Annotated in this window: 25 protein-coding genes; 14 read left to right on the top strand and 11 right to left on the bottom strand. The window is 69.7% G+C overall.

What is annotated here, in order from left to right; translation table 11 throughout:
• Positions 1-155: 155 nt before the first annotated feature.
• The 4 genes from BST38_RS10205 (at position 156) to BST38_RS10220 (ending at position 3,208) form a co-directional block, all read left to right on the top strand.
• Complete coding sequence (locus BST38_RS10205; RefSeq protein WP_083143158.1) at positions 156-1,445, top strand: acyltransferase family protein; 1,290 nt, start codon at positions 156-158, stop codon at positions 1,443-1,445.
• Positions 1,446-1,499: 54 nt separating this feature from the next.
• Positions 1,500-2,399, top strand: a complete 900-nt coding sequence (locus tag BST38_RS10210) for a sulfurtransferase (RefSeq protein WP_083143159.1) — start codon at positions 1,500-1,502, stop codon at positions 2,397-2,399.
• The gene (locus BST38_RS10215; RefSeq protein WP_083143160.1) at positions 2,396-2,806 is read left to right on the top strand and encodes a SufE family protein; all 411 of its coding nucleotides are present in this window, start codon (positions 2,396-2,398) and stop codon (positions 2,804-2,806) included. The genes BST38_RS10210 and BST38_RS10215 overlap by 4 nt, the downstream gene beginning before the upstream one ends.
• 84 nt (positions 2,807-2,890) lie before the next feature.
• A complete protein-coding gene (locus BST38_RS10220; RefSeq protein WP_083143161.1) occupies positions 2,891-3,208 on the top strand; it encodes a hypothetical protein in 318 nt (105 codons plus the stop codon).
• A 19-nt stretch (positions 3,209-3,227) separates the two neighbouring features.
• Here the strand turns inward: BST38_RS10220 and BST38_RS10225 are convergent, their stop codons facing one another.
• Entirely contained in the window at positions 3,228-4,838 is a 1,611-nt protein-coding gene (locus BST38_RS10225) for a SulP family inorganic anion transporter (RefSeq protein ID WP_083143214.1), read from the bottom strand.
• A 14-nt stretch (positions 4,839-4,852) separates the two neighbouring features.
• Positions 4,853-5,224 (bottom strand): ArsR/SmtB family transcription factor, encoded by a 372-nt coding sequence (locus tag BST38_RS10230; protein ID WP_083143162.1) that lies wholly within the window; start codon positions 5,222-5,224, stop codon positions 4,853-4,855.
• A gap of 178 nt (positions 5,225-5,402) precedes the next feature.
• Here BST38_RS10230 and BST38_RS10235 point away from each other — a divergent pair, with 178 nt between their 5' ends.
• Positions 5,403-7,208, top strand: a complete 1,806-nt coding sequence (locus BST38_RS10235) for an acetyl/propionyl/methylcrotonyl-CoA carboxylase subunit alpha (RefSeq protein ID WP_083143163.1) — start codon at positions 5,403-5,405, stop codon at positions 7,206-7,208.
• 71 nt (positions 7,209-7,279) lie between these two features.
• Positions 7,280-7,603, top strand: a complete 324-nt coding sequence (locus BST38_RS10240) for a hypothetical protein (RefSeq protein ID WP_083143164.1) — start codon at positions 7,280-7,282, stop codon at positions 7,601-7,603.
• 134 nt (positions 7,604-7,737) lie between these two features.
• Here BST38_RS10240 and BST38_RS10245 read toward each other — a convergent pair whose 3' ends face one another.
• The gene (locus BST38_RS10245) at positions 7,738-7,917 is read right to left on the bottom strand and encodes a hypothetical protein (protein WP_083143165.1); all 180 of its coding nucleotides are present in this window, start codon (positions 7,915-7,917) and stop codon (positions 7,738-7,740) included.
• A gap of 136 nt (positions 7,918-8,053) precedes the next feature.
• Positions 8,054-8,599: a nucleotidyltransferase family protein gene (locus BST38_RS10250; RefSeq protein ID WP_083143166.1), complete on the bottom strand. Its 546-nt coding sequence runs from the start codon at positions 8,597-8,599 to the stop codon at positions 8,054-8,056.
• 213 nt (positions 8,600-8,812) lie between these two features.
• Between BST38_RS10250 and BST38_RS10255 the strand changes: the two genes are divergently transcribed.
• On the top strand, positions 8,813-9,244 hold the full coding sequence (locus BST38_RS10255) for an STAS domain-containing protein (RefSeq protein WP_083143167.1): 432 nt from the start codon (positions 8,813-8,815) through the stop codon (positions 9,242-9,244).
• On the opposite strand, the gene BST38_RS10260 is transcribed toward BST38_RS10255, so the two are convergent.
• Positions 9,215-9,940, bottom strand: a complete 726-nt coding sequence (locus tag BST38_RS10260) for an RNA polymerase sigma factor SigF (protein WP_237160731.1) — start codon at positions 9,938-9,940, stop codon at positions 9,215-9,217. The genes BST38_RS10255 and BST38_RS10260 overlap by 30 nt on opposite strands.
• 62 nt (positions 9,941-10,002) lie before the next feature.
• The gene (locus BST38_RS10265; RefSeq protein WP_083143169.1) at positions 10,003-10,434 is read right to left on the bottom strand and encodes an ATP-binding protein; all 432 of its coding nucleotides are present in this window, start codon (positions 10,432-10,434) and stop codon (positions 10,003-10,005) included.
• 121 nt (positions 10,435-10,555) lie between these two features.
• Here BST38_RS10265 and BST38_RS29765 point away from each other — a divergent pair, with 121 nt between their 5' ends.
• Both BST38_RS29765 and mbp1 read left to right on the top strand, forming a co-directional pair.
• Positions 10,556-10,684, top strand: coding sequence for a hypothetical protein (locus BST38_RS29765; RefSeq protein WP_272818844.1), 129 nt, complete (start codon positions 10,556-10,558; stop codon positions 10,682-10,684).
• A gap of 244 nt (positions 10,685-10,928) precedes the next feature.
• On the top strand, positions 10,929-11,165 hold the full coding sequence (gene mbp1, locus BST38_RS10270) for a microaggregate-binding protein 1 (RefSeq protein WP_083143170.1): 237 nt from the start codon (positions 10,929-10,931) through the stop codon (positions 11,163-11,165).
• Positions 11,166-11,242: 77 nt separating this feature from the next.
• Here the strand turns inward: mbp1 and BST38_RS10275 are convergent, their stop codons facing one another.
• The 3 genes from BST38_RS10275 to BST38_RS10285 form a co-directional block, all read right to left on the bottom strand.
• Entirely contained in the window at positions 11,243-12,127 is an 885-nt protein-coding gene (locus BST38_RS10275) for a type IV toxin-antitoxin system AbiEi family antitoxin (RefSeq protein WP_083143171.1), read from the bottom strand.
• Positions 12,128-12,237: 110 nt separating this feature from the next.
• Entirely contained in the window at positions 12,238-12,546 is a 309-nt protein-coding gene (gene usfY / locus BST38_RS10280; RefSeq protein WP_083143172.1) for a protein UsfY, read from the bottom strand.
• A 32-nt stretch (positions 12,547-12,578) separates the two neighbouring features.
• Positions 12,579-12,944 (bottom strand): hypothetical protein, encoded by a 366-nt coding sequence (locus tag BST38_RS10285; RefSeq protein WP_083143173.1) that lies wholly within the window; start codon positions 12,942-12,944, stop codon positions 12,579-12,581.
• A gap of 88 nt (positions 12,945-13,032) precedes the next feature.
• On the opposite strand from BST38_RS10285, the gene BST38_RS10290 reads away from it, so the two are divergent.
• On the top strand, positions 13,033-13,593 hold the full coding sequence (locus tag BST38_RS10290) for a restriction endonuclease (RefSeq protein ID WP_083143174.1): 561 nt from the start codon (positions 13,033-13,035) through the stop codon (positions 13,591-13,593).
• Here BST38_RS10290 and lat read toward each other — a convergent pair.
• Positions 13,574-14,896 carry an L-lysine 6-transaminase gene (gene lat / locus BST38_RS10295; RefSeq protein WP_237160732.1) on the bottom strand — a complete coding sequence of 441 codons (1,323 nt, stop codon included), beginning with the start codon at positions 14,894-14,896 and terminating at the stop codon, positions 13,574-13,576. The genes BST38_RS10290 and lat overlap by 20 nt on opposite strands.
• Positions 14,897-15,275: 379 nt before the next feature.
• Here lat and BST38_RS10300 point away from each other — a divergent pair, with 379 nt between their 5' ends.
• A complete protein-coding gene (locus tag BST38_RS10300; protein WP_083143215.1) occupies positions 15,276-19,679 on the top strand; it encodes a cation-translocating P-type ATPase in 4,404 nt (1,467 codons plus the stop codon).
• A gap of 97 nt (positions 19,680-19,776) precedes the next feature.
• Positions 19,777-20,223: a hypothetical protein gene (locus tag BST38_RS28995; protein WP_110781714.1), complete on the top strand. Its 447-nt coding sequence runs from the start codon at positions 19,777-19,779 to the stop codon at positions 20,221-20,223.
• 67 nt (positions 20,224-20,290) lie between these two features.
• Here the strand turns inward: BST38_RS28995 and BST38_RS10310 are convergent, their stop codons facing one another.
• Positions 20,291-20,785, bottom strand: a complete 495-nt coding sequence (locus tag BST38_RS10310; RefSeq protein ID WP_083143176.1) for an Lrp/AsnC family transcriptional regulator — start codon at positions 20,783-20,785, stop codon at positions 20,291-20,293.
• Between the two features lie 23 nt (positions 20,786-20,808).
• Here BST38_RS10310 and hglS point away from each other — a divergent pair, with 23 nt between their 5' ends.
• Positions 20,809-22,029, top strand: coding sequence for a 2-oxoadipate dioxygenase/decarboxylase (gene hglS, locus BST38_RS10315; RefSeq protein WP_083143177.1), 1,221 nt, complete (start codon positions 20,809-20,811; stop codon positions 22,027-22,029).
• Entirely contained in the window at positions 22,026-23,576 is a 1,551-nt protein-coding gene (gene amaB, locus BST38_RS10320; protein ID WP_083143178.1) for an L-piperidine-6-carboxylate dehydrogenase, read from the top strand. The genes hglS and amaB overlap by 4 nt, the downstream gene beginning before the upstream one ends.
• The last annotated feature ends 66 nt before the right edge of the window (positions 23,577-23,642 follow it).

A 23,642-nucleotide genomic window follows, 5' to 3' on the forward strand; every position in this document is an offset into this window, starting at 1 on the left:
CAAGGACCCCCGCAGCCGACCCGGCCGGCACGCCGGTCGACGCAAAGAGAAAAGCGCCGGTGATCTGGACCACGTTTCGGTTGCGAGCACCCATGCACATGGGTAAATAGCGAAGAAGTGACGTGCATGATCATTCGTCCGGTGGGGGGCATCGCATGGTTACACGCTTCGATCAATGGCGGGACTCAGCCGAGCGTCGACGACGACGTGCAGAACGAGCAAATATCCGGCTGGACATCCAAGGGTTGCGCATGGTCGCGGTCCTTGCGGTGCTGGCCTACCACCTGACCGGCTGGCCTCGGGGCGGCTTCGTCGGCATCGACATCTTCTTCGTGATTGCCGGATACTTCGTCACTGAGAGTTTGCTGACGACGGCGGCGGACACGGGCAAGCCGGAGCTCCGCAACTTCTACCTCGGGCGGCTGCGCCGCATCGTGCCCGCCGCGACCGTCGTCCTGATCCTGACGATCGCCGCGTCGGCCCTTGCCTTTTCGGCAGCACGGGTGCGCGACATCGGCATCGACGCGCTGTTCGCCTTCTTCTTCGTGGCGAACTGGCATTTCGCGGCCGACGGCGTCGATCCGGTCACCACCTCCGACACCGCGTCCCCGTTGCTGCACTACTGGCCACTGGCGGTCGAGGAGCAGGTCATCATCGCGTGGCCGCTGCTGATCCTGGCCCTCACCGCCGCCGCGGTGCGCAAAGCCTGGAGCGACGAACGGTGGCGCGCCCACCTCGGCGCAGCCGTCGGCGGCGTCGTCCTCGCATCCCTGGCCTGGGCGGCCTACCAGACCATGACCTCGCCGACCGTGGCGTTCCTCAGCACCTTCACCCGCCTCTGGGAACTCGGCGTCGGCGCACTGCTGGCCGTGGCCGCCGGCAGTCTTGCGCGTCTCCCGGATCCGCTGCGCCCGATCCTGTCGTGGCTCGGCCTGGCGCTCATCGGCGCCGCGTTCGTCCTGATCGACGGCACTTCCGGATTCCCCGCACCGTGGGCGCTGCTACCGGTCGCCAGCGCCGCCCTGGTGATCGGCGCGGGCATCGGGCGGGAACCCGACCTCCAGGGCTTCCTGCGCAATCGCGCCAGCACCTACCTCGGCGACCTCTCCTACTCGCTGTACCTGGTGCACTGGCCGGTGATCGTGGTACTGGCGGCCGTGATGGACCGCGACGCGCACTACTACGCCAGCGCGGTCACGCTGACCCTCGGGCTCGCCGTCGCGCTGCACCACTTCGTCGAGAACCCGATGCGCTACGCCAGCTGGGGCGCCCTGCGGCAGGCCCGCGAAGACCGCAGGCACGGTCTGCACCACACCAGCCCGGCCACCAAGCTCGCCGGTGTGGGCGCGCTGATCCTGATCACCCTGAGCGTCATCAGTTACGCGATGAGCCCCGAGGCGATCGACGCACCCGCACCGGTGACACCCGCCGTCCCCGCCCTCTGATCTGGACACGATTGAGGCCAGATCCGCCCCCGTCCGCCCGGTAGGCTCTGTGACGTGCCGCTACCTGCCGATCCCAGCCCTGCCCTGCAGTCCTACGCCCACCCCGAGCGACTGGTCACCGCCGACTGGCTGTCCGGCAATCTCGGCAGGCCGGGTCTGGCCATCGTCGAATCCGACGAGGACGTGCTGCTCTACGACACCGGCCACATCCCCGGCGCCGTCAAGATCGACTGGCACACCGACCTCAACGACCCGAACGTGCGTGACTACATCACCGGCGAGCAGTTCGCCGACCTGATGAACCGCAAGGGCATCTCCCGCGACGACACCGTGGTGATCTACGGCGACAAGAGCAACTGGTGGGCCGCCTACGCGCTGTGGGTCTTCACCCTGTTCGGCCACCCCGACGTGCGCCTGCTCGACGGCGGCCGCAACCTGTGGATCTCCGACGGCCGCGACACCACCCTCGACGTGCCGAACAAGCAGACCACCGGCTACCCCGTCGTCGAGCGCAACGACGCCCCGATCCGCGCGTTCAAGGACGACGTGCTCGCCATCCTCGGCAAGCAGCCGCTGATCGACGTGCGCTCCCCACAGGAGTACACCGGCGAACGCACCCACATGCCGGACTACCCCGAAGAGGGTGCGCTGCGCGGCGGCCACATCCCGACCGCGGTGTCCATCCCGTGGGCCAAGGCCGCGCTGGACAACGGGAAGTTCCGCAGCCGCGCCGAACTCGACGAGCTCTACGGCTTTCTCACCCCCCAAGATGAGACGGTCGTGTACTGCCGCATCGGTGAGCGCTCCAGCCACACCTGGTTCGTGCTGACCCATCTGCTCGGCCTGCCCGGCGTCCGCAACTACGACGGCTCCTGGACCGAATGGGGCAACGCGGTGCGCGTCCCGGTGGCCGTCGGGGAACAGCCGGGCGAGGCGCCTGGCACCGCACGATGACCATGCCGGCCGCGCTGGCCGAGGTGGTGTCGGACTTCAAAGACGTTGAGGGACAGGACAAGCTGGCCCTGCTGCTGGAGTTCGCCGACGACCTGCCCCCGCTGCCCGCCGAGCTCGAAGAGGCGGCGATGGAACCGGTGCCGGAATGCCAGTCGCCGCTGTTCCTGCACGTCGACGCCGACGACCGCGACCACGTCCGGCTGTACTTCAGTGCCCCCGCCGAGGCGCCGACCACCCGCGGCTTCGCCGCGATCCTGGCCACCGGGCTCGACGGGCAGTCCGCCGGCGACATCCTCGCCGTCCCCGACGACTTCTACACCGACCTCGGCCTGGCCAAGCTGATCAGCCCGCTGCGGCTGCGCGGCATGTCGGCGATGCTGACCCGGATCAAGAACCGCCTGAAGTAACACCGGCGGCCCTCCACGGCGATAAGACAGTGACCGCGAAGGACCATGCGCATTCCCGGTGGGGATGCCCAGAAGGGGTGACGGATGACGACTACGGGTTGGGATCGGGCGCGCAAGATCGCCGCATGGAGCGCGGTACTGGCCGCACCGACGGCGCTGCTGGTGCTCTCGGCCGGCACCGCGTCGGCAGACAGGATCAGCCCCAACCGGACCGTCAACAGCGGCCAGGGCACCGTGTCCAAGGACGCGACGTTCGGCGAGGTCCGTGGCGCCGATGACGCGCTGCACGCCCAGGGCGAGATCCGTGACTCGATGATCGCGGTCCCCGGACGCATCGACGGCACCCGCGCCCGCGGCTTCCGGCCCAGCTGGTCCGGCGGACCCGGCATGGGTCGCTGGTGAGCTGACGCCGGCTCCCCTCTTAGCCCGCCTCTTGGCGGACATGGCTGCGGGCGTGCGCGATCGCATCGTCGAGCGAATCCAACAAGTGGTTCTCGTGGCGCAACGCGTCGATGACGCCGACGTTGTCCAGCAGCGCCCGATGTTCGGGCTGCACGCCCTTGATGATCACGGTGATGCCCCGGGACTCGAGATCCTCGACGATCTCGGCCAGCGTGTTGGCGCCCGTGGCATCGAGCATGCCCAGCTGGGACATCCGGATGATCACCACCGCCACATCGCGGTGATGCTCGTCGACGATCGCCGATGAAATGCGTTCGGCGGCACCGAAGAACATCGCACCGTCGAGCCGCAGCAGCACGATCCGGTCGTCACCCGGGCACGGCGGGCCCGGAAGCTCCTCGCGGGTGACGCTGCTGCGCCGGGCCAGCGCCCGCAACGCGAACACCGCGGCCACGATGACACCGATCTCGACCGCCTCGATCAAATCGAACACGATGGTGATCGACGCCGTGACCACGAACGTCACCGCGTCCGAACGCGTCGACGTCACGATCCGCATCACCGTGCGCGCCGAAACCATCCGCACCGACGTCACCATCAGCACCGCCGCCAGCGACGCCAGCGGGATCGCCGCGACCGGTCCGCTGGCCAGATAGACCACCCCGAGCAGCACCAGCGAGTGCACGATCGCCGACAGCCGGGTGCGGGCACCGGAACGCACGTTGACCGCGGTGCGCGCGATCGCCCCGGTGGCCGGCATGCCGCCGAACAGCCCCGAGGCCACCGACGCCAGCCCCTGCCCCACCAACTCCCGGTTCGGGTCGTAGCTGCCGGTGCGCGACATCGTCGCCGCGACCCGCGCGGACAACAGCGATTCGATCGCCGCCAGCGCCGCGATCGCCAACGCCGCACCCGAGAGCGCGCGCAACGCGGCCAGATCCGTGTGCGGCAGCACCGGCGCGGGCAGATGTGCGGGCAGCTCCCCGATACGCGCGACCGTCATCGAGAACGCGATCGCCACCCCGGTCGCGGCCACGACCGCGACCAGCGACGCCGGGATCGCGCGGTGCAACCGCGGCAGGCCGACCATCAGGACCACCACCAGCGCCACGATCGCCAGCGCCGGCGCGGCCGCCGACCACTCGATCGCGCGCAGCGACTGCCACGCCGCAGCCAGCGGCCGCTGCCCGTGCGGCGTCGGCTGCCCGAGGGCGGCCGGGATCTGCTGCAGGAGGATGATCGCGGCGATCCCGAGGGTGAAGCCCTCGATCACCGGCCACGGGATGAACGTCACCGCCCGGCCCAGACCCGCGACGCCTGCCGCCACCACGATCACCCCGGCGAGCACCGTCACCAGCGCCAGGCTCGGCAGTCCGTACTGCGCGACGATCGGCGCCAGCACCACCGCCATCGCACCCGTCGGACCAGACACCTGGACATGCGACCCACCGAAGACCGCGGCGACCAGACCGGCCACCACCGCGGTGATCAACCCGGCGGCCGCGCCGGTTCCCGAGCTGATCCCGAACGCCAACGCCAGCGGCAGCGCCACCACCCCGACCGTCACCCCGGCCAGCACGTCGCGGCGCCAGCTGCGCGGCACCTCGGCGTAGTCGGCGCGCCGGGGCATCAACGACGCGATGTTCACGATCCGGCCACCGGCGGTAGCGACGACAGCGCGTCGATCTGCTCTCTGCTGGCGGCCAGCGTGTCAGCCAGGAACGCCCGCGCGATCACCAGCAACTCGGAGATCTTCGGATGGGCGAGTTGGTAATACACCGCGTTGCCCACCCGCTGGGCCTCCACGACCCGGTGCCGCTTGAGGACCGCCAGATGCTGCGACAGCAGCGTCGCCTCCAGCCCGGTCTGCTCCAGGATGTCGCTGACCGGGGCCGGGCCGTCGGCGACCGACAGAATCTCCAGCACCCTGATCCGGGCCGGATGCGCCAGCGCCTTGAAGAGGTTGGCCTTGATCTCGTACAGCGGCCGCTCACCGCCCGCGAGGAATCCCTGCATACTCACGCACTCACACTTGATGGATTGAACAAACTCTCAATCCAGAGTACGCGTGCGGGGGCACTTTTATTACCGGCGGGTAAGGGACCGGCTCGCGGGGAGTCGAATTGGGTTCCTTAAACTGCCCGAGATATCTTCTTTTACGAATCTCTTAAAGAACATGCCAACAGGAGGCGCAGTGGCCAGTCACGCCAGCTCGAAGATCTCCAAGGTGCTCGTCGCCAACCGTGGAGAAATCGCCGTCCGAGTGATCCGCGCTGCCAAGGACGCCGGGCTTACGAGCGTGGCGGTGTACGCCGAGCCCGACGCCGACGCACCTCACGTCCGTCTCGCCGACGAGGCGTTCGCGCTCGGCGGCCAGACGTCCGCCGAGTCGTACCTGGTGTTCGAGAAGCTGCTCGACGCCGCGGCGAAGTCCGGCGCCAACGCGATCCACCCCGGCTACGGCTTCTTGAGCGAGAACGCCGACTTCGCCCAGGCCGTCCTCGACGCCGGGCTGATCTGGATCGGCCCCAGCCCGCAGTCGATCCGCGACCTCGGCGACAAGGTCACCGCACGCCACATCGCCGCCCGGGCCAACGCGCCGCTGGTGCCCGGCACCCCGGATCCGGTCAAGGACGCCGACGAGATCCTGGCCTTCGCCAAGGAGCACGGCCTGCCGATCGCCATCAAGGCCGCGTTCGGCGGCGGCGGCCGCGGCATGAAGGTGGCCCGCACCCTCGAAGAGATCCCCGAGCTGTTCGACTCGGCCACCCGCGAGGCCGTCGCGGCCTTCGGGCGCGGCGAGTGCTTCGTCGAGCGTTACCTCGACAAGCCGCGCCACGTCGAGGCCCAGGTCATCGCCGACACGCACGGCAACGTCGTCGTCGCGGGCACCCGCGACTGCTCGCTGCAGCGCCGCTTCCAGAAGCTCGTCGAGGAAGCCCCCGCCCCGTTCCTGACCGACGCGCAGCGCAAAGAGATCCACGAGTCCGCCAAGCGGATCTGCAAGGAGGCCGGCTACTACGGCGCCGGCACCGTCGAGTACCTGGTCGGCCAGGACGGCCTGATCAGCTTCCTCGAGGTCAACACCCGCCTGCAGGTCGAGCACCCGGTCACCGAGGAGACCTCCGGGATCGACCTGGTGCTGCAGCAGTTCAAGATCGCCAACGGCGAGCCCCTCGACATCACCGAGGATCCGACCCCGCGCGGTCACTCGTTCGAGTTCCGCATCAACGGCGAGGACGCCGGCCGCGGCTTCCTGCCCGCCCCCGGCCCGGTGACCAAGTTCGTCGCCCCGACCGGCCCGGGCGTGCGCATGGACTCCGGCGTGGAGAGCGGCTCGGTCATCGGCGGCCAGTTCGACTCGATGCTGGCCAAGCTGATCGTCACCGGCGCCACCCGCGACGAGGCGCTGGCCCGGTCGCGGCGCGCGCTGGAGGAGTTCACCGTCGAGGGCCTGGCCACCGTCATCCCGTTCCACCGCGCGGTGGTGTCCGACCCCGCGTTCATCGGCGACGGCACCAAGTTCGACGTCCACACCCGCTGGATCGAGACCGAGTGGAACAACACCGTCGAGCCGTTCACCGGCGGTGACCCGATCGACGAGGAAGACACCATCCCCCGCCAGACCGTCGTGGTCGAGGTCGGCGGCCGTCGCCTCGAGGTCTCGCTGCCCGGCGATCTCGCCATCGGCAACGGCGGTGGCGGCGCCGCGCACGGCGCGCTGCGCAAGAAGCCCAAGCCGCGCAAGCGTGGCGGCGGCGGCGGGGCGGCCGCGTCCGGCGACGCCGTGACCGCACCGATGCAGGGCACCGTCGTCAAGGTCGCGGTCGAAGAAGGCCAGACCGTGTCGGCCGGCGACCTGGTGGTGGTGCTCGAAGCCATGAAGATGGAGAACCCGGTCACCGCCCACAAGGACGGCGTGGTCACCGGCCTGGCCGTGGAGGCCGGCGCGGCGATCACCCAGGGCACCGTGATCGCGGAGCTCAAAGACGCCGAATAGGTATTGCTCGAACGAACGGGGCGCCACCGCGTTGTGGCGCCCCGTTCGTCATTCGTGGGGAGGCTGAATCCGTGGAGCCCGTCGAGATCAATGCCGGCGCGTGGTACCTGCGTGCCCTGCGTGCCGACGACCGCGTCGACGACCGGCCCGCGCTCGCCGATCTCGGTGAACATCGCGCCGACCACGTCGATCGCCGTGGCGCGCAATGGGATTCCGATGAGGTCTATTCGTGGGCGGTGTGCGAGCCGACGACCGGCGAACTGCTGGCCGAGGTCACGCTGACCCCGGCCACCGGCGAGGTCGCGACCCGCACCCGGCCCGGCCAGGAGGATGCCGCACATACCGGCGCCGAGGCGGTGCGGCGGTTCGCCGCCGCGATCCTCGACCAGACGTGACACGACCCGCCCCGGGCGGAGGTCGGGACTCCGACCGGGGCGGGCCTACGGCTGCGGGCCAGGGGTACGCCGCACCTTTTTTGACGGCGTCAGATCCCCCTGCCCCCATGCAGCCGGAGTTGGGAAGCCGGCCGCTAGAAGCCGTCCCGGGATTCGGTGAGCATCTGGTAGTAGACGCGCGAATGCGTGTCCGGAGCCATGTTGCTCTCGTTGATCCCGGTGGCCGCGGCGGCGGTGCCGGCCATCCCGAGGGTCGCGCCGAAGATCGCGGCGGACAGCAGCGGGGTGGCGAAGAAGCGGCTTAAACGGGTCATGTCGAGCCTCCGAGAGTCTTGGCCGGTGCCGGTGTGTTCCGGCGATGGGATAACTCTCGCGCACCGGCGCCGCCCCGTCTGTCGGGCGATCAGCCACTCGACCGGGGGAATCTGCTGTCCCCTGATCGGGGGACAGTCAGCGGCTGTCGATGTCGCGCCCGGTACCCAGGTCCCCGCACTCGACGGCGACGACGTCGTCGCGGGCCCGCAGGAACGGTCCGGCGCCGTCGTCGCCGGCAAGGGTGTCGAGCAGCTGCGGCAGGTGGGCGCGGGCGATGACGACCGGGTGGCCGGGCCGTCCGTCGTAGCGCGCCCGGGCCAGTCCGGACGCCGAGGCACGCGCGGCGTCCAGCACGCGCCGCACCGCGGCGGCTCCGACATCCGGGGTGTCCACCGTCGTCAGGACGACGAAATCCGCACCCTCGGCAGCCCGGATGCCGGCGCGCACGGAGGCGCTGAGGCCGTCACTCCAGTCCTCGGCGACCACGGCGCGGGCCGGCGCGGGCACCTCGACGATCGCCGCGCCGAGCACCACCACGACCTCGTCGCACCCGCCGTCGGACAGCGCCGCGACGCTGCGCCGCAGCCACTCCCCGCCCTCGGCGAGCACCTTCGGCATCCCGAACCGGGTCCCCGCACCCGCGGCGAGAACGACTCCGGTGGCCGTATATCGCTGCGACACAGTCCTTTTGCCTCCCTATCGGGTGCCGATGATGCTGAGCGTTTGTTAACAACCTCTCACAATCGTTGTCGATAACCGCCACCCGGGCGTAGGGTTCGACACAGGGTTGAGCGCAACAGCCTTCTGGAAACGTCATCGACCCGCTGTGAGAATCCAGGGCCACCCTTGACGTGACACCGCAGCACGAATCTCGCACTCTCGATCGGAGTCACCGTGCCTCACGTCCCAGAACATCCCCCGGCCCCGCCGGAGCGCTTCGTGTGCCGCACCGCGTTCTTCGGCACCGACTGGCCGCAACCTGACACCGCCGTCGTCGCCGGGCGCGGCGAACTCGATGCCGCCAACGGCCATCCGTTCGTCGATTACGCGCTGCGCCATTCCGACACCACCCGATGGCTCGTCGTCGACTTCTCGGGTCTGTCCTTCTTCTCCACCGCCGGGTTCTCGGCGCTGCACACCCTGAACGTGCGGTGCGCAGGCGAGGACATCCGCTGGGTCCTGGTGCCCGGCCGGGCCGTCACCCGGGTGCTGCGGCTGTGCGATCCGGATGCGGCGCTACCGGTGAGCCCCGACGTGCCGACCGCGCTGGTGGCCGTGCACGACGCGCCGCGTCAGTCATTCCAGCTGGTCACGGAGCCGCGCTAGCGACTTCGCGAGCAGCCGCGACACGTGCATCTGCGAGATGCCGACGCGTTCGGCGATCTGGGTCTGCGTCATCGACTCGAAGAAGCGCAGCACCAGCACCGTCCGCTCCCGCTCCGGCAGCGCCGCCAGCAGCGGGCGCAGCGCCTCACGGTTCTCGATCTGATCGAGCGTCAGGTCGACGTCGCCGAGGGTGTCGGCGATCGCGGGGGCTTCCTCGTTGCCGCTGCCGCCGCCGCTGTCGATCGACAGCGTGTTGTACGAGCTGCCGGCGACCAGGCCTTCGATGACCTCGTCGCGGTCCATCTCCAGCTCGGCGGCCAGCTCGGTCGCGGTCGGGGCGCGGCCCAGGCGTTGGCTCAGTTCTGCCGTCGCGGCGCCGAGCCGCAGATGCAGTTCCTTGAGGCGCCGCGGCACCTTGACCGACCAGCTGTTGTCGCGGAAGTGCCTACGGACCTCACCCATGATCGTCGGCACCGCGAAGGACACGAAGTCCGAGCCGGCGTTGACGTCGAAGCGGATGACGGCGTTGACCAGACCGACGCGGGCCACCTGGACCAGGTCGTCGCGCGGCTCACCGCGTCCGTCGAAGCGGCGGGCGATGTGATCGGCGAGCGGCAGGCAGCGCTCGACGATGCGGTCACGCTGACGCTGAAACTGTGCCGAGCCTTCCTCGAGTTGGGCCAACTCTCGGAACATGTCGGCAACGTCGGAGTACTCAGAGTTCGACCGCGGTGATGAACCCTTGGGCGACGGCCGGGTCACTGCAACGAACTCGCTCGCCTCGTCGTCATCGAGATGCCGAATACCTCGGCGTCGTCCACCTGCCCGTCGTTGAACGTGGTGACCTCGTCGGTCAGCGAACTCAGCACATGCCAGCTGAAGCTGCCCGGGGCCAGGATGTCGGTGCTGTCGCAGGTCGTCGACGCGTGCACCACCAGCGCGTCGGGCTGCGGATCGACGACAACCAGCAGCGTCGAGTTCGGCACCGCCGAGCGGATCAGCCGCGTACACGCCTCGTCGACAGCCAGCCGGAGGTCGGCGACGGCGTCGAAATCGAGGTCCTCGAAGGTGCCGATCGCGGCGACCAGTGTGCGCAGCACCGCCAGATTCTCCAGCGCCGCCGCAACTCGGAGTTCTACCGATTGCGGGCTGAGACGCTGTCCATTGCTGTGGCTCGCAACATCGGCCATCTGACCTCCCGGAAACTTGCCAGCGAGATTACCCCAGGCTGAAGCGCCGTTATCCATGGGCGCTCCGGGCGTTCACCAGCGCATCGGTTAGCGGCCATCCGGCACCGGGTATCCGGTGCGGATGGACCAGAATGCCAAACCCCTGCGCCGCATCCTGGTGATCGTCGGCACCGTACTGGCGGTGATCATCCTGATCGGAGTGGCCATCTATGCGGGCGCGTTTCTGATGCTGGCGCCGATGATGCAGTGATGCGGTTGAGTTCATGGTGGCGCTCCCATACCCGTCGGTCGGTGACAGCCAAACCATGCGTGCGTTCGGCATGACAGCCACTTACCCCGGCGCGCTCGCGACTAATCCGGCAAAACCGTTGCTGCTGAATGAGGTTCGTTGAGACACGGGTCACCCGTTTAGCCGCCGGAACGCCCGGGAAGCCTCGGAGTGACTCCAGAGGGGCGCGCACCGGCCCCGGTCACCCACGAACGAAAGGCACACCATGAGCGACAAGAACAGCGGACCCGAAGAGGGCATCAAGGGCGTCGTCGAGGACGTCAAGGGCAAGGCCAAGGAAACCATCGGCACCGTCGCCGGACGTGACGACATGGTCCAGGAGGGCAAGGCCCAGCAGGACAAGGCCGACGCACAGCGCGAGGTCGCCCAGAAGGAAGCCGAGGCCGAGTCGGCGCGCGCCGGCGCCAAGGCCGCGGAGAAGCGCCAGGAAGCCAACCAGTAATCGTCGGCTCCGCGAAAGGGCCCGACCGGGTGACCGGCCGGGCCCTTTCGTTTGGGCGGGGCGCCCCGAAATTGCGCTCACGGTCGTGCCCGACGGCGTTTCCGCGGCCGTGGCCGCAATCTCGGCGCGTAACCGCGACGCGCGAGCGCCTCTCGGACCCTAGACTTGATGAACTCCGCCGAGTGCTCCTTGACCACCTTGAGCACGATCCACCCCTGTCGCTCGACGAACTCGCCTCGGCCGATGTCGTAGACGTACGTTCCGCGGTCCTCGCTGTGGTGCGCGCCCTCGTACTCCAGGCCGATCATCGGCTCGTCATAGCCGAGATCCACATGCGCTGTCCGCCGACCGTCGGTCACCACGATCTGCGTACTGACCGGGTCCAGCCACTCGTCGACCAACAACAGCCGCAGCCAGGTTTCTCGAGGCGACGCCGCGCCGCCGTCCATCAGATTCAGCGCCGTGGCCGCGCGGCGGATGTTGCGCGCGGCCGGGTAACGCCCCGCCAGCGCCAGCACGTTCACGGACTTGAGGTCGACGGCGTTCGCGAGGGCATCCAGCCGGGCCACCGCCTGGTTGCGCGGGAGGTGCCGGGCCAGGTCGAGTGCCGTCCGCTCCGGCGTCGTCACCAACAGCCCGCCGATGTCGCAGATTTCGTTGTCGTCGATGCGCTCGTTGCGCACGACGATGCCGGGCGGAGGGCGGCCGTTGCGCCAGATGATCTCGATCGGCACCGATGTCGGGACCCAGCGCGCGCCGTGTAACGCCGATGCCGCCGCGCCGGCGATGATGCCTCGGCCGCCGGTCCACATCGACGCCGCGAGAGCGAGATCGGGCACCGACATCTCCGCGTTGGCGGGTGCATAGATGTCGGGGAAAATCCGGCGGTAGTTCCATCGCAGCGCCGAGCGCGTCAGCGCACCGGCCGCCAACGCTTCGCTGCCCACGAACACTCGTCGCATGCGGCGATGCTCGGCCCCGACGCCGACATATTCGGCAGCCGCACGCCGAGATTGACGTCAGGGCTGTGGATAGCGCCGGTCCCACAACCCTGAGTGCAATCTCGGCCCGGTCAGCTGTTGGGCCGTTGCGGCCAGGCGCCGGGATGCTCGGCATACCAGCGCTGTTCGAGGCGGCGGACCCGATGGTGCTCGACCATCAGCCACGCTCCCCCGACCAGGAATCCGGCGAGGGCGATACCGCCCAGCAGGATTCCGGAGTCGTTGTGGGAGGTCGCGAACGCCGACAGCATCGCGACGAAACTGACCATCGACAACCCGATCACCACCAGCGCGGGCATGATCTTGTTGTCTTTCATCGATTCCCCGGCGTGCGGACGCGTGGTGCGCACGTGGTCCACAGGATCGTTGGGACCCTTCATGGGTAACTCCTTAGAACTACCCCTTCAGTGTGCTACCGCCCGGGCAGCGACGGAAGACTCAAAACGGTGCACACCAGCGCCAGCACCAGCAGGGCGAGCGCGGCCGCCTGCCAGGCCCGCTCGGCGCGCATCCGGAAGCCGCGCACCAGTGACCACAGTGCGCCGGCGAGCATGATCGCCGGCGCGCCCAGCGCCAGCGTCGCCTGCGCGGCGGCGCCGCAGCCGAGTGCCTGGGCAAGCGATCCGGTGCACGTGCTGTTCCACATGTCGGCGACGAACAGGAAGACCAGACCCGTCACGGCCACACCGAGCCCGGTGCGGATCGCGTCGCGGACCCCGGCCTCGCCGAGTACGGCGCCGCGGCGCAGTCCGCGGGTGTGCTGCGAAAGGTCGGCCATCTCGGTCTCCGTTCTGGGTTTGCGGGGAGTTCCCGTGGCCCGATCGTGATAAACCTGTGATGTCGTTATCGCCGTTTACGATGCGGCCGTGACAACGCTGAGGTGGCGGCTCTATGCGGCCCTGTCGATCGCCGCGGCCGCCACCAGCTGGCTGGCCGGCGGCGGCTGGGTGCTGACCGTGCTCTCCGGGTTGCTGGCCCCGATGGTCGTGATCGCCGGCCCGAAGTTCGTCAAGGCGGTCGTCACCGGGGCGGCCACCCCGGCGGAACGCGAGCGGCCCGAGAACTCGGCGATGTCGGGGACGGAGTTCGAGGACTACGTCGCGCGGATAGCCCGGACGTGTGGGGTGCCGGTGATCATGACGTCGCTGTCCGGCGACTGGGGTGTCGACCTGATCGTCGGCCACCGCCCCAACCGGCTGGCCGTGCAGTGCAAGCGGCTGTCCCGGCCGGTCGGCGCGGGGGCGGTGCAGGAAGTCGTGGCGGGCGCACCGATGCAGGACTGCACGCAGACGATGGTGGTCACCAACCACGAGTTCACGCCGGCGGCGCGCAAGCTCGCCGAGCGGCACGGGTGCGTGCTGGTCAGCGGCGCGGAGCTGCCACGGTTGGCGTCGACGATCCGCAGGCTCACCCGGCCGTCGACGTGAGCACGGCGCGCACCGCGGCCAGCGCACGGTCGATCTCGTCGTCGCTGACCGTCAGCGCGGGACGGAACCGCACACTGTCGGTGCCGCACCCGAGCATGATGACGCCACGGTCCCACAAACGCGCCAGCAGTTCGTCGCGCTGACCCGAAGTCGGCATGCTGAACGCGCACATCAGGCCACGGCCGCGGACGTCACGCACCAGCGCAGGGAATTCGGCGGCCAGCGCATCGAGTCCGTCGAGCAGATGCCGTCCGCGCGCGGCGGCGTTGCCGAGAAGTCCGTCGGCCTCGATGACCTCGAGGATGCGGCGGGCGCGGACCATGTCGGTCAGGTTGCCGCCCCAGGTGGAGTTGATCCGCGAGCTGACGTGGAAGACGTTGTCGTCGATCTCGTCGACGCGGCTGCCGGCCATCACACCGCACACCTGGGTCTTCTTGCCGAACGCGACCACGTCGGGCCGGACCCCCAATTGCTGGTAGGCCCAAGGGGTTCCGGTGATCCCGCAGCCGGTCTGGACCTCGTCGAAGATCAGCAGCGCGTCGAACTCGTCGCACAGCTGCCGCATCGCGGCGAAGAACTCAGGCCGCATGTGCCGGTCCCCACCCTCACCCTGGATCGGTTCGGCGATGAAGCACGCGATGTCGTGAGGGTCGGCCTCGAACGCCGCACGCGCCTGGCGCAGCGAGTCCGCTTCCAGCGCTTCGATATCGGCGCCGGCACGCAGGTACGGCGCGTCGATGCGCGGCCAGTCGAACTTCGGGAACCGGGCGACCTTGTTCGGGTCGGTGTTGGTCAGCGACATCGTGTATCCGCTGCGGCCGTGAAAAGCGCCCTTCAGGTGCAGCACCTTGGCGCCCAGCTTCGGGTCGCGTCCGTTGGCCTCGTTGAACCGGCTCTTCCAGTCGAAGGCGACCTTGAGGGCGTTCTCGACCGCCAGCGCGCCGCCGTCGACGAAGAACAGGTGCGGCAGCGCCGGATCGCCGAGGACGCGGGCGAAGGTCGCGACGAAGCGGGCCATCGGGACCGTGTAGACGTCGGAGTTGCTGGGCTTGTTCAGTGCCGCCGTGGCGAGTTCGGCACGGAACGCGTCGTCGTCGGCCAGCGCGGGATGGTTCATACCGAGCGCGGAGGACGCGAAGAACGTGAACATGTCCAGGTACGACCGGCCGGTGCGGGCGTCGACGAGGGACGAGCCGCGCGACCGCTCCAGATCGAGGACGAGGTCAAGGCCGTCGGCCAGGATGCTGCGCGCCAGCACTGAGCGCACGTCGGCCGGGGTCAGCGCGGAGCCCGAGACGCCCATTGACGGAATAGTAGCGGTCATATGGAGATCCTAACGGATTATTTACGCTTCGCAGCGTCGCTGACCGTATTTTTACTGCCTGAACCGTCACCTGGCTGCTCAAGACGCCGTCACCGTCCGTTTTGCGCGCCTACTATCGAACTCCTGGAGCCAGACCAACCCGGCAGCGATCCGAAACTTCTCGGCCTTTCCGGCGATCACCGGTGATCTGGTCTTACGGTGGGGTGGTCGAGATGACGCGAAGCGCGATGGCGGGGCGGTCGTGATGGGGCTGCTCCGGTCCTCATTGCGGGCAGCACAATTGGCAACCGGCGCTGCCCTTTTGGCCGGCAATGCCGCCGTCGGCACCGGCCGCACCATCGCGGGCTCGGCCGCCACCCTGGTCACCGACGCCGCCGCGGGCGCAGCCTCGACCGTGCGCTCCGCCGCCGGCCTCGTCCAGGATGCCGCGGCCGTCGCCCCCGAGGCGGTCCAGGCGGCGGCTGCGATCACCGTCGAGGCCCTCGGCGGCCACCCGGCCAAGCGCTCGAGTCGGCTCAACTCGCACCACTGGATCGAGATCTGCGGCCTGTCCGGCCCCGACGCCGACGCGATCGCCGACGAGGTCCTCGACTCGGTGCTGGCCGTCGACGGGGTCAAGCACGCCGACATCAACCGGTCGGTGGCGCGCATCATCGTCACCACCGAGCCGGAGGGACCGGCCGAGGATCTGTCCAATGTGGTGGCCGCCGCGGAACGACGTGCCCGGACCGCGCCCTGCGGCGACCGGCACCGGCCTCTGACACTGCCCGGCGACGACGCGCTCCTGGTGGCACGCACGCTGGGCGCGCTGGCCGCCGCGGTCGGATTCGGCCTGTCGCTGACCGGAAACGCCCTGCACGTTCCGAGAGGTCCCGAACTGTTGTCGGTGGTGCCGACGATGGCCGCCAACGTCCCGCAGCTACGCCGGCAGCTCGAACGCCGACTCGGCCGCGACAGCACAGATCTGTTGTTGAGCCTGCTCAATTCCGCGGCCTCGGCGTTGACCGCCTCGCCGACGACCGCGGCCGCCGAAGCCGCGACCCGCACGCTGCTCTGCGCCGAGGCCTGGGATGCCCGGCTGGCCTGGCGCCGCCATGAGCCGCGGCTGGCCGCCCATCCCCCCGACGGCGGTCTCCCCGACCGCGGCACCCTGGAATGGGAATATGGTCCGGCAGAACGCTATTCGGCTCGTATCGGGGAGGTGGGCCTGGCCGCGGCGGCGGTCATCGGCGCGCTGACCCGCAACCCCACGATCGCGGGCAGCGCCGCGCTGGTGACCGCGCCCAAACCGTCGCGCGCGGCCGGTGAGGCCTTCGGCGCAGCGATGACCCGCGGGCTGACCGGCCGGCACGACGCCGTCGTCGTCCGCTCGCGAGCACTTCGGCACCTGGACCGGCTCGACGCGATCGTCATCGATCCCCGGGTGCTCCACACCGGCGAGCTGATGGTGAGCCGCATTGTCGGAGTGGATAATTCGCGACGCACCCAGGCCTGGTCGGCGGTGCGCGCCGCACTGGACGACGGTGGCCTGAGCGCCGGCTGGCACAAGCTCTCCACCATTCCGGGCGCGGGCAGGACGGGTAGAGCCTTGGTAAGCCCGGTCCGTGATCCTTTCGCCAGTGCCGTGGTGGCCGAGGCACGGCGCACCAAACCGCGGGTGGTCTCGGTCGCCGACGACGGCCTGCGCTCGCTGGCCCAGGGTTTCGATCGGCTCTACCCCGTGAACGGCTCGATCGATGACGCTCTCGCCGCGGCGGTCGCCGGGTTGAAGTCCGACGGAGCCACCGTCGCGCTGGTGACGACCGCCGACATGTCGGCGAACCAGGACACGGATCTGACGATCGGGTTGGAACGACCCGGATCCGCGCCGCCGTGGGGCGCCGACGTGTTCGTGCCCGACCTGCTGTCCATCTGGCGCATCCTGCATTCCCTGCCTGCCGCACGTGCCGTCAGCGCCAAGGGGGTCCGGCTTTCGGTGTCCGCGACCGCACTCGGCGCGCTGATGCTGGTCCCCGGCGTTCCGGGCAGCGGTCCGGAATCGGTGAGCGTCGGCGTGGTCGCGGCACTGTGGTCGGGGTTCACCACGGGCAGCAAGGTATTCCGGGATCCGCCGCCGGAACCGGACGCGACGCACGACTGGCACGCCATGCCGGTCGCGGAGGTGCAGCGCCTGCTACCGCGCCCGCCGGACGAACTGCCTTCCCCCGCAACCGGTTTGATCGATATTCTCCCGGTTCGCGCGCTCGGGAACGCCGGCGCGTGGACGTGGCATGTGACGCGCGACTTCGTCGCCGAGATGCGGGCGAATCTGGCTGACCCGATCACGCCGCTGCTGGCCACCGGCGCGGTGGCCAGCGCGCTGCTCGGTTCACCGCTGGACGCCGTGCTGGTCGGTGGCGTGCTGCTGGCCAACGCCGCGCTGTCGGCCGAGCAGCAGTTGCACGCCGAGCGGATTCTGCGGCGGCTGATGGCCGTCGAGGAGCCCCTCGCGCGACGCCGGATCGGCCCGTCCGGCGACGGCGCAACTGAGAAGGTCGCCGCGAACCGGCTCCGCCCCGGCGACGTCATCGAGGTCCACTCCGACGAGGTCGTTCCCGCCGATGCGCGTCTGGTCGAGGCCGCCAACGTCGAGGTCGACGAATCGACGCTGACCGGCGAATCCCTGCCGGTGCCCAAACAGGTCGATCCCACGCCGGGCGCGCCGCTGGCCGAACGGGCGTGCATGCTCTACGAGGGCACCACCCTGGTGGCCGGCACCGCGATCGCAGTGGTCACCACCGTCGGGCCGCGGACCGAGATGCGCCGTGCGTTGGCGATGGCCCCGGAGATGTCCCGCGAGGTCGGGTTGCAGCGCCAGCTGAGCCGACTCACCAAGCGCGCGCTGCCCTTCAGCGTCGGCAGCGGCGCGCTCGTGGGACTGCTCAGCCTGGCCCGCGGCACACCGGTGCGGGAAGCGATCGCCAGCGCGGTGGCGTTGACCGTGGCTGCCGTGCCAGAAGGCTTGCCACTGGTCGCCACGCTGGCCCAGTTGGCCGCGGCCCGGCGGCTCACCAGCGAGTCGGTGCTGGTGCGCAACGCGAACTCCATCGAAGCGCTGGCCCGCCTCGACGTGGTGTGCTTCGACAAGACCGGAACACTCAGCGAGAACAGATTGCGCGTCAAGGCGGTCTCGCCGGTGGACGACTTCTCCGAGGAGCAGACACTCGAGGCCGCACTGAGCACGATCTTCGTCCGGCCCGGCCATCGCGCCCACCACGCCACCGACGACGCGATCCGCCGCGCCGTCCATCCGGACGAGGACGGCGCGCACACCACAGCGGTCGAGCGCGACGCGTTCCTGCCCTTTCAGGCGGGCCGGCCGTTCGCGGCCGCGATCGTCGGCACGAGGCTCACCATCAAGGGCGCCCCCGAGGTGCTCGCATCCGCACTGACCCGCGCCAACGGGCCGGTGGTCGCCGCCATCGACGCGATGGCCGCCAAGGGGCTGCGGGTCATCGCCGTCGCCGAACGCCACCTCACCCCGCAGCAGGCGGCGGCCGCGACCGCCGATGCCGCGGCCTTCGAAGAGCTGTGCCGGACCGAGCTGACCCTCATCGGTCTGCTCGGGCTGGCCGACACCGCCCGCGAGAGCGCTCGCCGCGTCCTCACGGAGCTCGGCCGCCGCGGCATCGGGGTCCGGCTGATCACCGGCGACCATCCGCTGACCGCAACGGTGATCGCCGGCGAGCTCGGCCTCGACGTCACCGCCGAGCAAGTGATGACCGGCACCGAATGGGAGAACCTGTCGGCGGAGGAACGCGCCGACGCGGTGTCCACGCACATCGTCTACGCCCGGATGTCACCAGAGCACAAGATCGACGTCGTCCAGACCCTGGAGCGCATCGGGTTGGTGACAGCGATGGTGGGCGACGGCGCCAACGACGCCGCCGCGATCCGGGCGGCCAGCGTCGGCGTCGGGGTCGCCGCCCGAGGCAGCGACCCGGCCCGCACCGCCGCGGACGTGGTGTTGCTGGACGGGCGGATCGAGGCCTTGCTCGACGCCCTCGACGAAGGAAAACAGTTGTGGCGCCGCGTCCAGTCGGCGGTGTCGCTGCTGCTGGGCGGCAATACCGGGGAGATCGCGTTCGCCCTCATCACCAGCGTGCTCACCGGACGTTCGGTGCTCAACGCCCGGCAGATGCTGTTGGTCAACATGCTCACCGACGCGTTGCCGGCCGCGGCACTGGCCGTCAGCCCGCAGACCGACACCACCGGCGAGGTGGATCTCGACGAGGCCGCCATGTGGCGGGCGATCGGCGTCCGCGGCGCCGCCACCACGGCCGGGGCCAGCGCGGCCTGGGCCATGGCGAGCGTGACCGGAACCCGCCAACGCGCGTCGACCGTCGCGCTGATCGGCTTGGTGTCGACACAACTGGCCCAGACCCTGGTCGACTCGCGCAGCCCGCTGGTCGTCGTCACCGCAGTCGGATCCTTCGCCACCTTGGCCGGGATCATCAGCATCCCCGGGCTGAGCCAGGTGTTCGGCTGCACACCGGTGGGCCCCGTCGGATGGGGTCAGGCGTTCACCGCCACGGCCGGGGCGACGCTTCTGTCGAAGGCGGCTCCGGGATTGCTCAGCCACGCCACCGACGCGGTGCGGCAACGCCTCACCGACTTCGGGGACTCAGTTGCGGTCGTCGATGACGACGAAGCCGACCTGGACGAGGACGGCGTAAACGGAACGGATCGGCGGGGTCAGCAGCCAGACCCCGGCGGCGATTAGCGCCTCAGGACCGGAGCTGCGAGAAACGTCGGACACGACCGAAAGGTAGCGCCGGAAGTGGGACAATCCGAAGACCTTCAGTTGAACGGGGTGCGAAATGTTCGATAAGGCACGATCTTTTGCCGCGTCCCATCGGGACGCCTCGGACGCGGTCAAGCAGGCGCAGGGGTTCGCGGTCCGGCTCCCGTTGGTCGGGCGAATCACGGTTCCGCCCCCGGACCAGCTCGCGTTCTACGGCGTGCTCGGCGGACTGGTCGCGCTCGGCGCGATCGAGTGGCCCGTCGCGGCCGCCATCGGTGTCGGGCAGGCGGTGGTTTCGCGGCATTTCGGCGACAAGCCTGCCGGCGAGGAGCAACGGCCGGCGCGCGCGCCCGCGGTCGAGACGACCCCGGCGAAGGCCGCGGTCAGCTCAGCCCCGGCCAAGAAGGCCCCCGCCAAGAAAGCGGCGGCGAAGAAGGCTCCTGCGAAGAAGGCGGCAGCCAAGAAGGCTCCCGCGAAGAAATCACCCGCGAAAAAGGCGCCGGCGAAGAAGGCGTCGAGCTGACAGGCCCGCCACACCGAATCACGACCGCGCCCCGCAAACTTTCCGTCGCAGCGCCCTAGTGCAGTAATTAGTCCGGTATATGGCGTCTATCGCCGTAAAATTTCTGTAGGATGATCGTGCTGCGCGTCTTGACGTTCGCGGCGGTACGGATCTTCTGGAGCAGGTGTTCCAGCGCCCGCGCCGACTCGACGTGGACGAGCAGCATGTAGTTGTCCTCACCAGCCACCGAATAGCACGCCTCGATTTCGGGGATCTGTTCCAGCCGCGCGGGGGCATCATCGGGTTGAGAGGGGTCGAGAGGGGTGATCGCGACGAACGCGGACAACATGCTGCCGACGGCTTCAGGGTCGATGCGCGCCGTGTATCCCCGGACCACGCCCCGCGATTCCAGCCGCCGCACCCGCGTCTGCACCGCCGACACCGACAGCCCGGCCGTCGCCGCCAGGTGCGCGAGCGTGGCACGACCGTCGGCGACGAGTTCACGTGCCAGCACGCGGTCGATCTCGTCGAGCGGCACGTACCCGCGGGCGGGCGCGCGTTGGGGGTCGTCCGGAACTGTCATGGCCGAACTGTATCGGAGCGCCGATGAGTAGCCGCATCGAAATATGGCAGTTACGCGCACAATTCGCCGCGGGCCTGTCCCAGATGTACGGCGCCGAGGTGCCGGCATATCACACCCTGGTCGAGGTCAGCTCCGAGGTGAACCGAGCCCATACCGGCGAGCTGCGGCTCGGCTCGCTGGAGCGGGTGACCGCCGAACGGCACGGCGCCATCCGCGTCGGCAGCCCCGCCGAACTGGCCCAGGTCGCCGCGCTGTTCTCGGCGTTCGGTATGTCCCCCGTCGGTTTCTATGATCTGCGCGAGGCCGCCTCCCCGATCCCGGTGGTGTCCACCGCGTTCCGCCCCGTCGAACCGGATGAGCTGGCCCGCAACCCGTTTCGGGTGTTCACCTCGATGCTGACCGCTGCCGACGACCGCTTCTTCAGCGCGGACCTGCGCGGGCGGGTCCAGCGCTTCGTCGAGGATCGGCAACTGTTCGATCCGGCGCTGATCGCGGCGGCCCGGCGGATCGCCGCCGCGGGCGGATGTCCGGTCGACGAGGCCGCGGACTTCGTCGCCGCCGCGGTATCGGCGTTCGCGCTGTCCCGCGAACCGATCGACCGGGCCTGGTACGACGAGCTCTCAGCGGTGTCAGCGGTCGCGGCCGACATCGCCGGGGTGACGTCGACGCACATCAACCATCTGACCCCCCGCGTCCTCGACATCGACGAACTGCAACGTGCGATGACCGAGCGCGGGATCACCATGATCGACCACATCCAGGGCCCGCCCCGGGTTGACGGTCCGCAAGTGTTGTTGCGGCAGACGTCGTTTCGGGCGCTCGCCGAACCTCGACGGTTCCGCTCCCCCACCGGGCAGGTGTCGGACGGCACGCTGCGGGTGCGCTTCGGCGAGGTGGAGCAGCGCGGAGTGGCGCTCACCCCCGCCGGACGGGCCCGGTTCGACGCGGCGATGGCCGCACCGGACCCGGCCGCGGTGTGGCACGACCACTTCCCGGCGACCGACGCCGAAATGGCCGCCGCCGGGCTGGGCTACTACGTCGACGGCGACCCGGCCAGACCCGTTGTCTACGAGGATTTCCTGCCGGCCTCGGCGGCCGGGATCTTCCGCTCGAATCTCGACTCCGACGCTTCGGCGGTGGAAGGTGGAGACACCACCGACTACTCCCAGGACTGGATGGCCGGCCAGATCGACCACTACATCCACGACCCTTACGACCTCTACGAGAAAGTCGCGCGCTCATGACCACCGTTCTGTCCAAACTGCCCACCGCCGACGCGCTGCGCGCGCAGGTACGCGACGCACTCGCCGCCGTCGGCTCCACCGTCCCGCTGGGTGAACCCGGCGACGGCGGGCTGGCGGCCAGCACCCCGATCACCGGGGATGTGCTGTTCACCGTCGCGCCGTCGTCGGTTGCGGAGGTGGACGCGGCGATCAGCGAGGCGGCGCAGGCGTTCTCGCAGTGGCGGGTGACGCCGGCACCGGTGCGCGGAGCGCTGGTGGGCCGGCTGGGGCAACTGCTCGTCGAGCACAAGGCCGCGCTGGCGTCGTTGGTGACGATCGAGGCCGGCAAGATCACCTCCGAGGCGCTCGGCGAGGTGCAGGAGATGATCGACATCTGCGAGTTCGCGGTCGGGCTGTCGCGGCAGCTCTACGGCCGCACCATCGCCTCCGAGCGGCCCGGCCACCGGCTGATGGAGAACTGGCACCCCCTCGGCGTGGTCGGCGTGATCACCGCGTTCAACTTCCCGGTCGCGGTGTGGGCGTGGAACACCGCGGTGGCGCTGGTGTGCGGCGACACCGTGGTGTGGAAGCCGTCGGAACTGACCCCGCTGACGGCCCTGGCGTGTCAGGCGCTGCTGGAGCGCGCGGCCACGGACGTCGGCGCCCCCGCGGCCGTCGGCCGGTTGGTGCTCGGCGAACGCGAGGTCGGCGAGAAGCTGGTCGACGATCCGCGGGTCGCGCTGGTGTCGGCGACCGGGTCGGTGCGGATGGGCCGTGAGGTCGGCCCGCGGGTGGCGTCCCGCTTCGGCCGGGTGCTGCTCGAGCTCGGCGGCAACAACGCGGCGATCGTGACGCCCGCGGCGGATCTGGATCTCGCGGTGCGCGGCATCGTGTTCTCGGCGGCCGGCACCGCCGGCCAGCGGTGCACCACGCTGCGGCGGTTGATCGTGCACTCGTCGATCGCCGATGAGCTGGTCTCGCGGATCACCGCGGCCTATCGGCAACTGCCGGTCGGCGACCCGTTCGACGAGCGCACGCTGGTCGGGCCGCTCATCCACACCGCGTCCTACCGGGACATGGTCGGCGCGCTGCAGCAGGCACAAGCCGAAGGCGGCGAGGTGATCGGCGGGGAGCGCGTCGACGTCGGCTCACAGGTCGAAGAGGGCGCGTTCTACGTGACGCCCGCGGTGGTGCGGATGCCGTCGCAGAGCGCGGTGGTACATCAGGAGACGTTCGCGCCGATCCTCTACGTGTTGACCTATGAGACCCTCGACGAGGCGATCGCGTTGAACAATGCGGTGCCGCAGGGCCTTTCGTCGTCGATCTTCACACTGGACATGCGGGAGGCCGAGCGTTTCCTGGCCGCCGACGGCTCGGACTGCGGCATCGCCAACGTCAACATCGGGACGTCCGGTGCCGAGATCGGCGGCGCGTTCGGCGGCGAGAAGGAGACCGGCGGCGGCCGCGAGTCCGGCTCGGATGCGTGGAAGGCCTACATGCGCCGCGCGACGAACACGGTGAACTACTCGACCGAGTTGCCGCTGGCCCAGGGCGTCCACTTCGGCTGAGCCCCCACGCCCTGTCGCGAGCGTGCGAGTCTGCGGCCGACACGCCGTCTTTTCGGGCCACTTTGC

Source organism: Mycolicibacterium parafortuitum, from assembly GCF_002086815.1.
GTDB classification, from domain to species: Bacteria; Actinomycetota; Actinomycetes; order Mycobacteriales; family Mycobacteriaceae; genus Mycobacterium; species Mycobacterium parafortuitum.

What these genes read in the sequence shown, in the direction of transcription:
- BST38_RS10205 (WP_083143158.1), top strand. Translation starts at nt 156, where the DNA reads ATGGTTACACGCTTCGATCAATGGCGGGACTCAGCCGAGCGTCGACGA.
- BST38_RS10215 (WP_083143160.1), top strand. Translation starts at nt 2,396, where the DNA reads ATGACCATGCCGGCCGCGCTGGCCGAGGTGGTGTCGGACTTCAAAGAC.
- BST38_RS10220 (WP_083143161.1), top strand. Translation starts at nt 2,891, where the DNA reads ATGACGACTACGGGTTGGGATCGGGCGCGCAAGATCGCCGCATGGAGC.
- BST38_RS10225 (WP_083143214.1), bottom strand. Translation starts at nt 4,838, where the DNA reads ATGCCCCGGCGCGCCGACTACGCCGAGGTGCCGCGCAGCTGGCGCCGC.
- BST38_RS10230 (WP_083143162.1), bottom strand. Translation starts at nt 5,224, where the DNA reads ATGCAGGGATTCCTCGCGGGCGGTGAGCGGCCGCTGTACGAGATCAAG.
- BST38_RS10245 (WP_083143165.1), bottom strand. Translation starts at nt 7,917, where the DNA reads ATGACCCGTTTAAGCCGCTTCTTCGCCACCCCGCTGCTGTCCGCCGCG.
- BST38_RS10260 (WP_237160731.1), bottom strand. Translation starts at nt 9,940, where the DNA reads ATGTTCCGAGAGTTGGCCCAACTCGAGGAAGGCTCGGCACAGTTTCAG.
- BST38_RS10265 (WP_083143169.1), bottom strand. Translation starts at nt 10,434, where the DNA reads ATGGCCGATGTTGCGAGCCACAGCAATGGACAGCGTCTCAGCCCGCAA.
- BST38_RS29765 (WP_272818844.1), top strand. Translation starts at nt 10,556, where the DNA reads ATGGACCAGAATGCCAAACCCCTGCGCCGCATCCTGGTGATCGTCGGC.
- mbp1 (WP_083143170.1), top strand. Translation starts at nt 10,929, where the DNA reads ATGAGCGACAAGAACAGCGGACCCGAAGAGGGCATCAAGGGCGTCGTC.
- BST38_RS10275 (WP_083143171.1), bottom strand. Translation starts at nt 12,127, where the DNA reads ATGCGACGAGTGTTCGTGGGCAGCGAAGCGTTGGCGGCCGGTGCGCTG.
- usfY (WP_083143172.1), bottom strand. Translation starts at nt 12,546, where the DNA reads ATGAAGGGTCCCAACGATCCTGTGGACCACGTGCGCACCACGCGTCCG.
- BST38_RS10285 (WP_083143173.1), bottom strand. Translation starts at nt 12,944, where the DNA reads ATGGCCGACCTTTCGCAGCACACCCGCGGACTGCGCCGCGGCGCCGTA.
- lat (WP_237160732.1), bottom strand. Translation starts at nt 14,896, where the DNA reads ATGGGCGTCTCGGGCTCCGCGCTGACCCCGGCCGACGTGCGCTCAGTG.
- BST38_RS28995 (WP_110781714.1), top strand. Translation starts at nt 19,777, where the DNA reads ATGTTCGATAAGGCACGATCTTTTGCCGCGTCCCATCGGGACGCCTCG.
- BST38_RS10310 (WP_083143176.1), bottom strand. Translation starts at nt 20,785, where the DNA reads ATGACAGTTCCGGACGACCCCCAACGCGCGCCCGCCCGCGGGTACGTG.
- hglS (WP_083143177.1), top strand. Translation starts at nt 20,809, where the DNA reads ATGAGTAGCCGCATCGAAATATGGCAGTTACGCGCACAATTCGCCGCG.
- amaB (WP_083143178.1), top strand. Translation starts at nt 22,026, where the DNA reads ATGACCACCGTTCTGTCCAAACTGCCCACCGCCGACGCGCTGCGCGCG.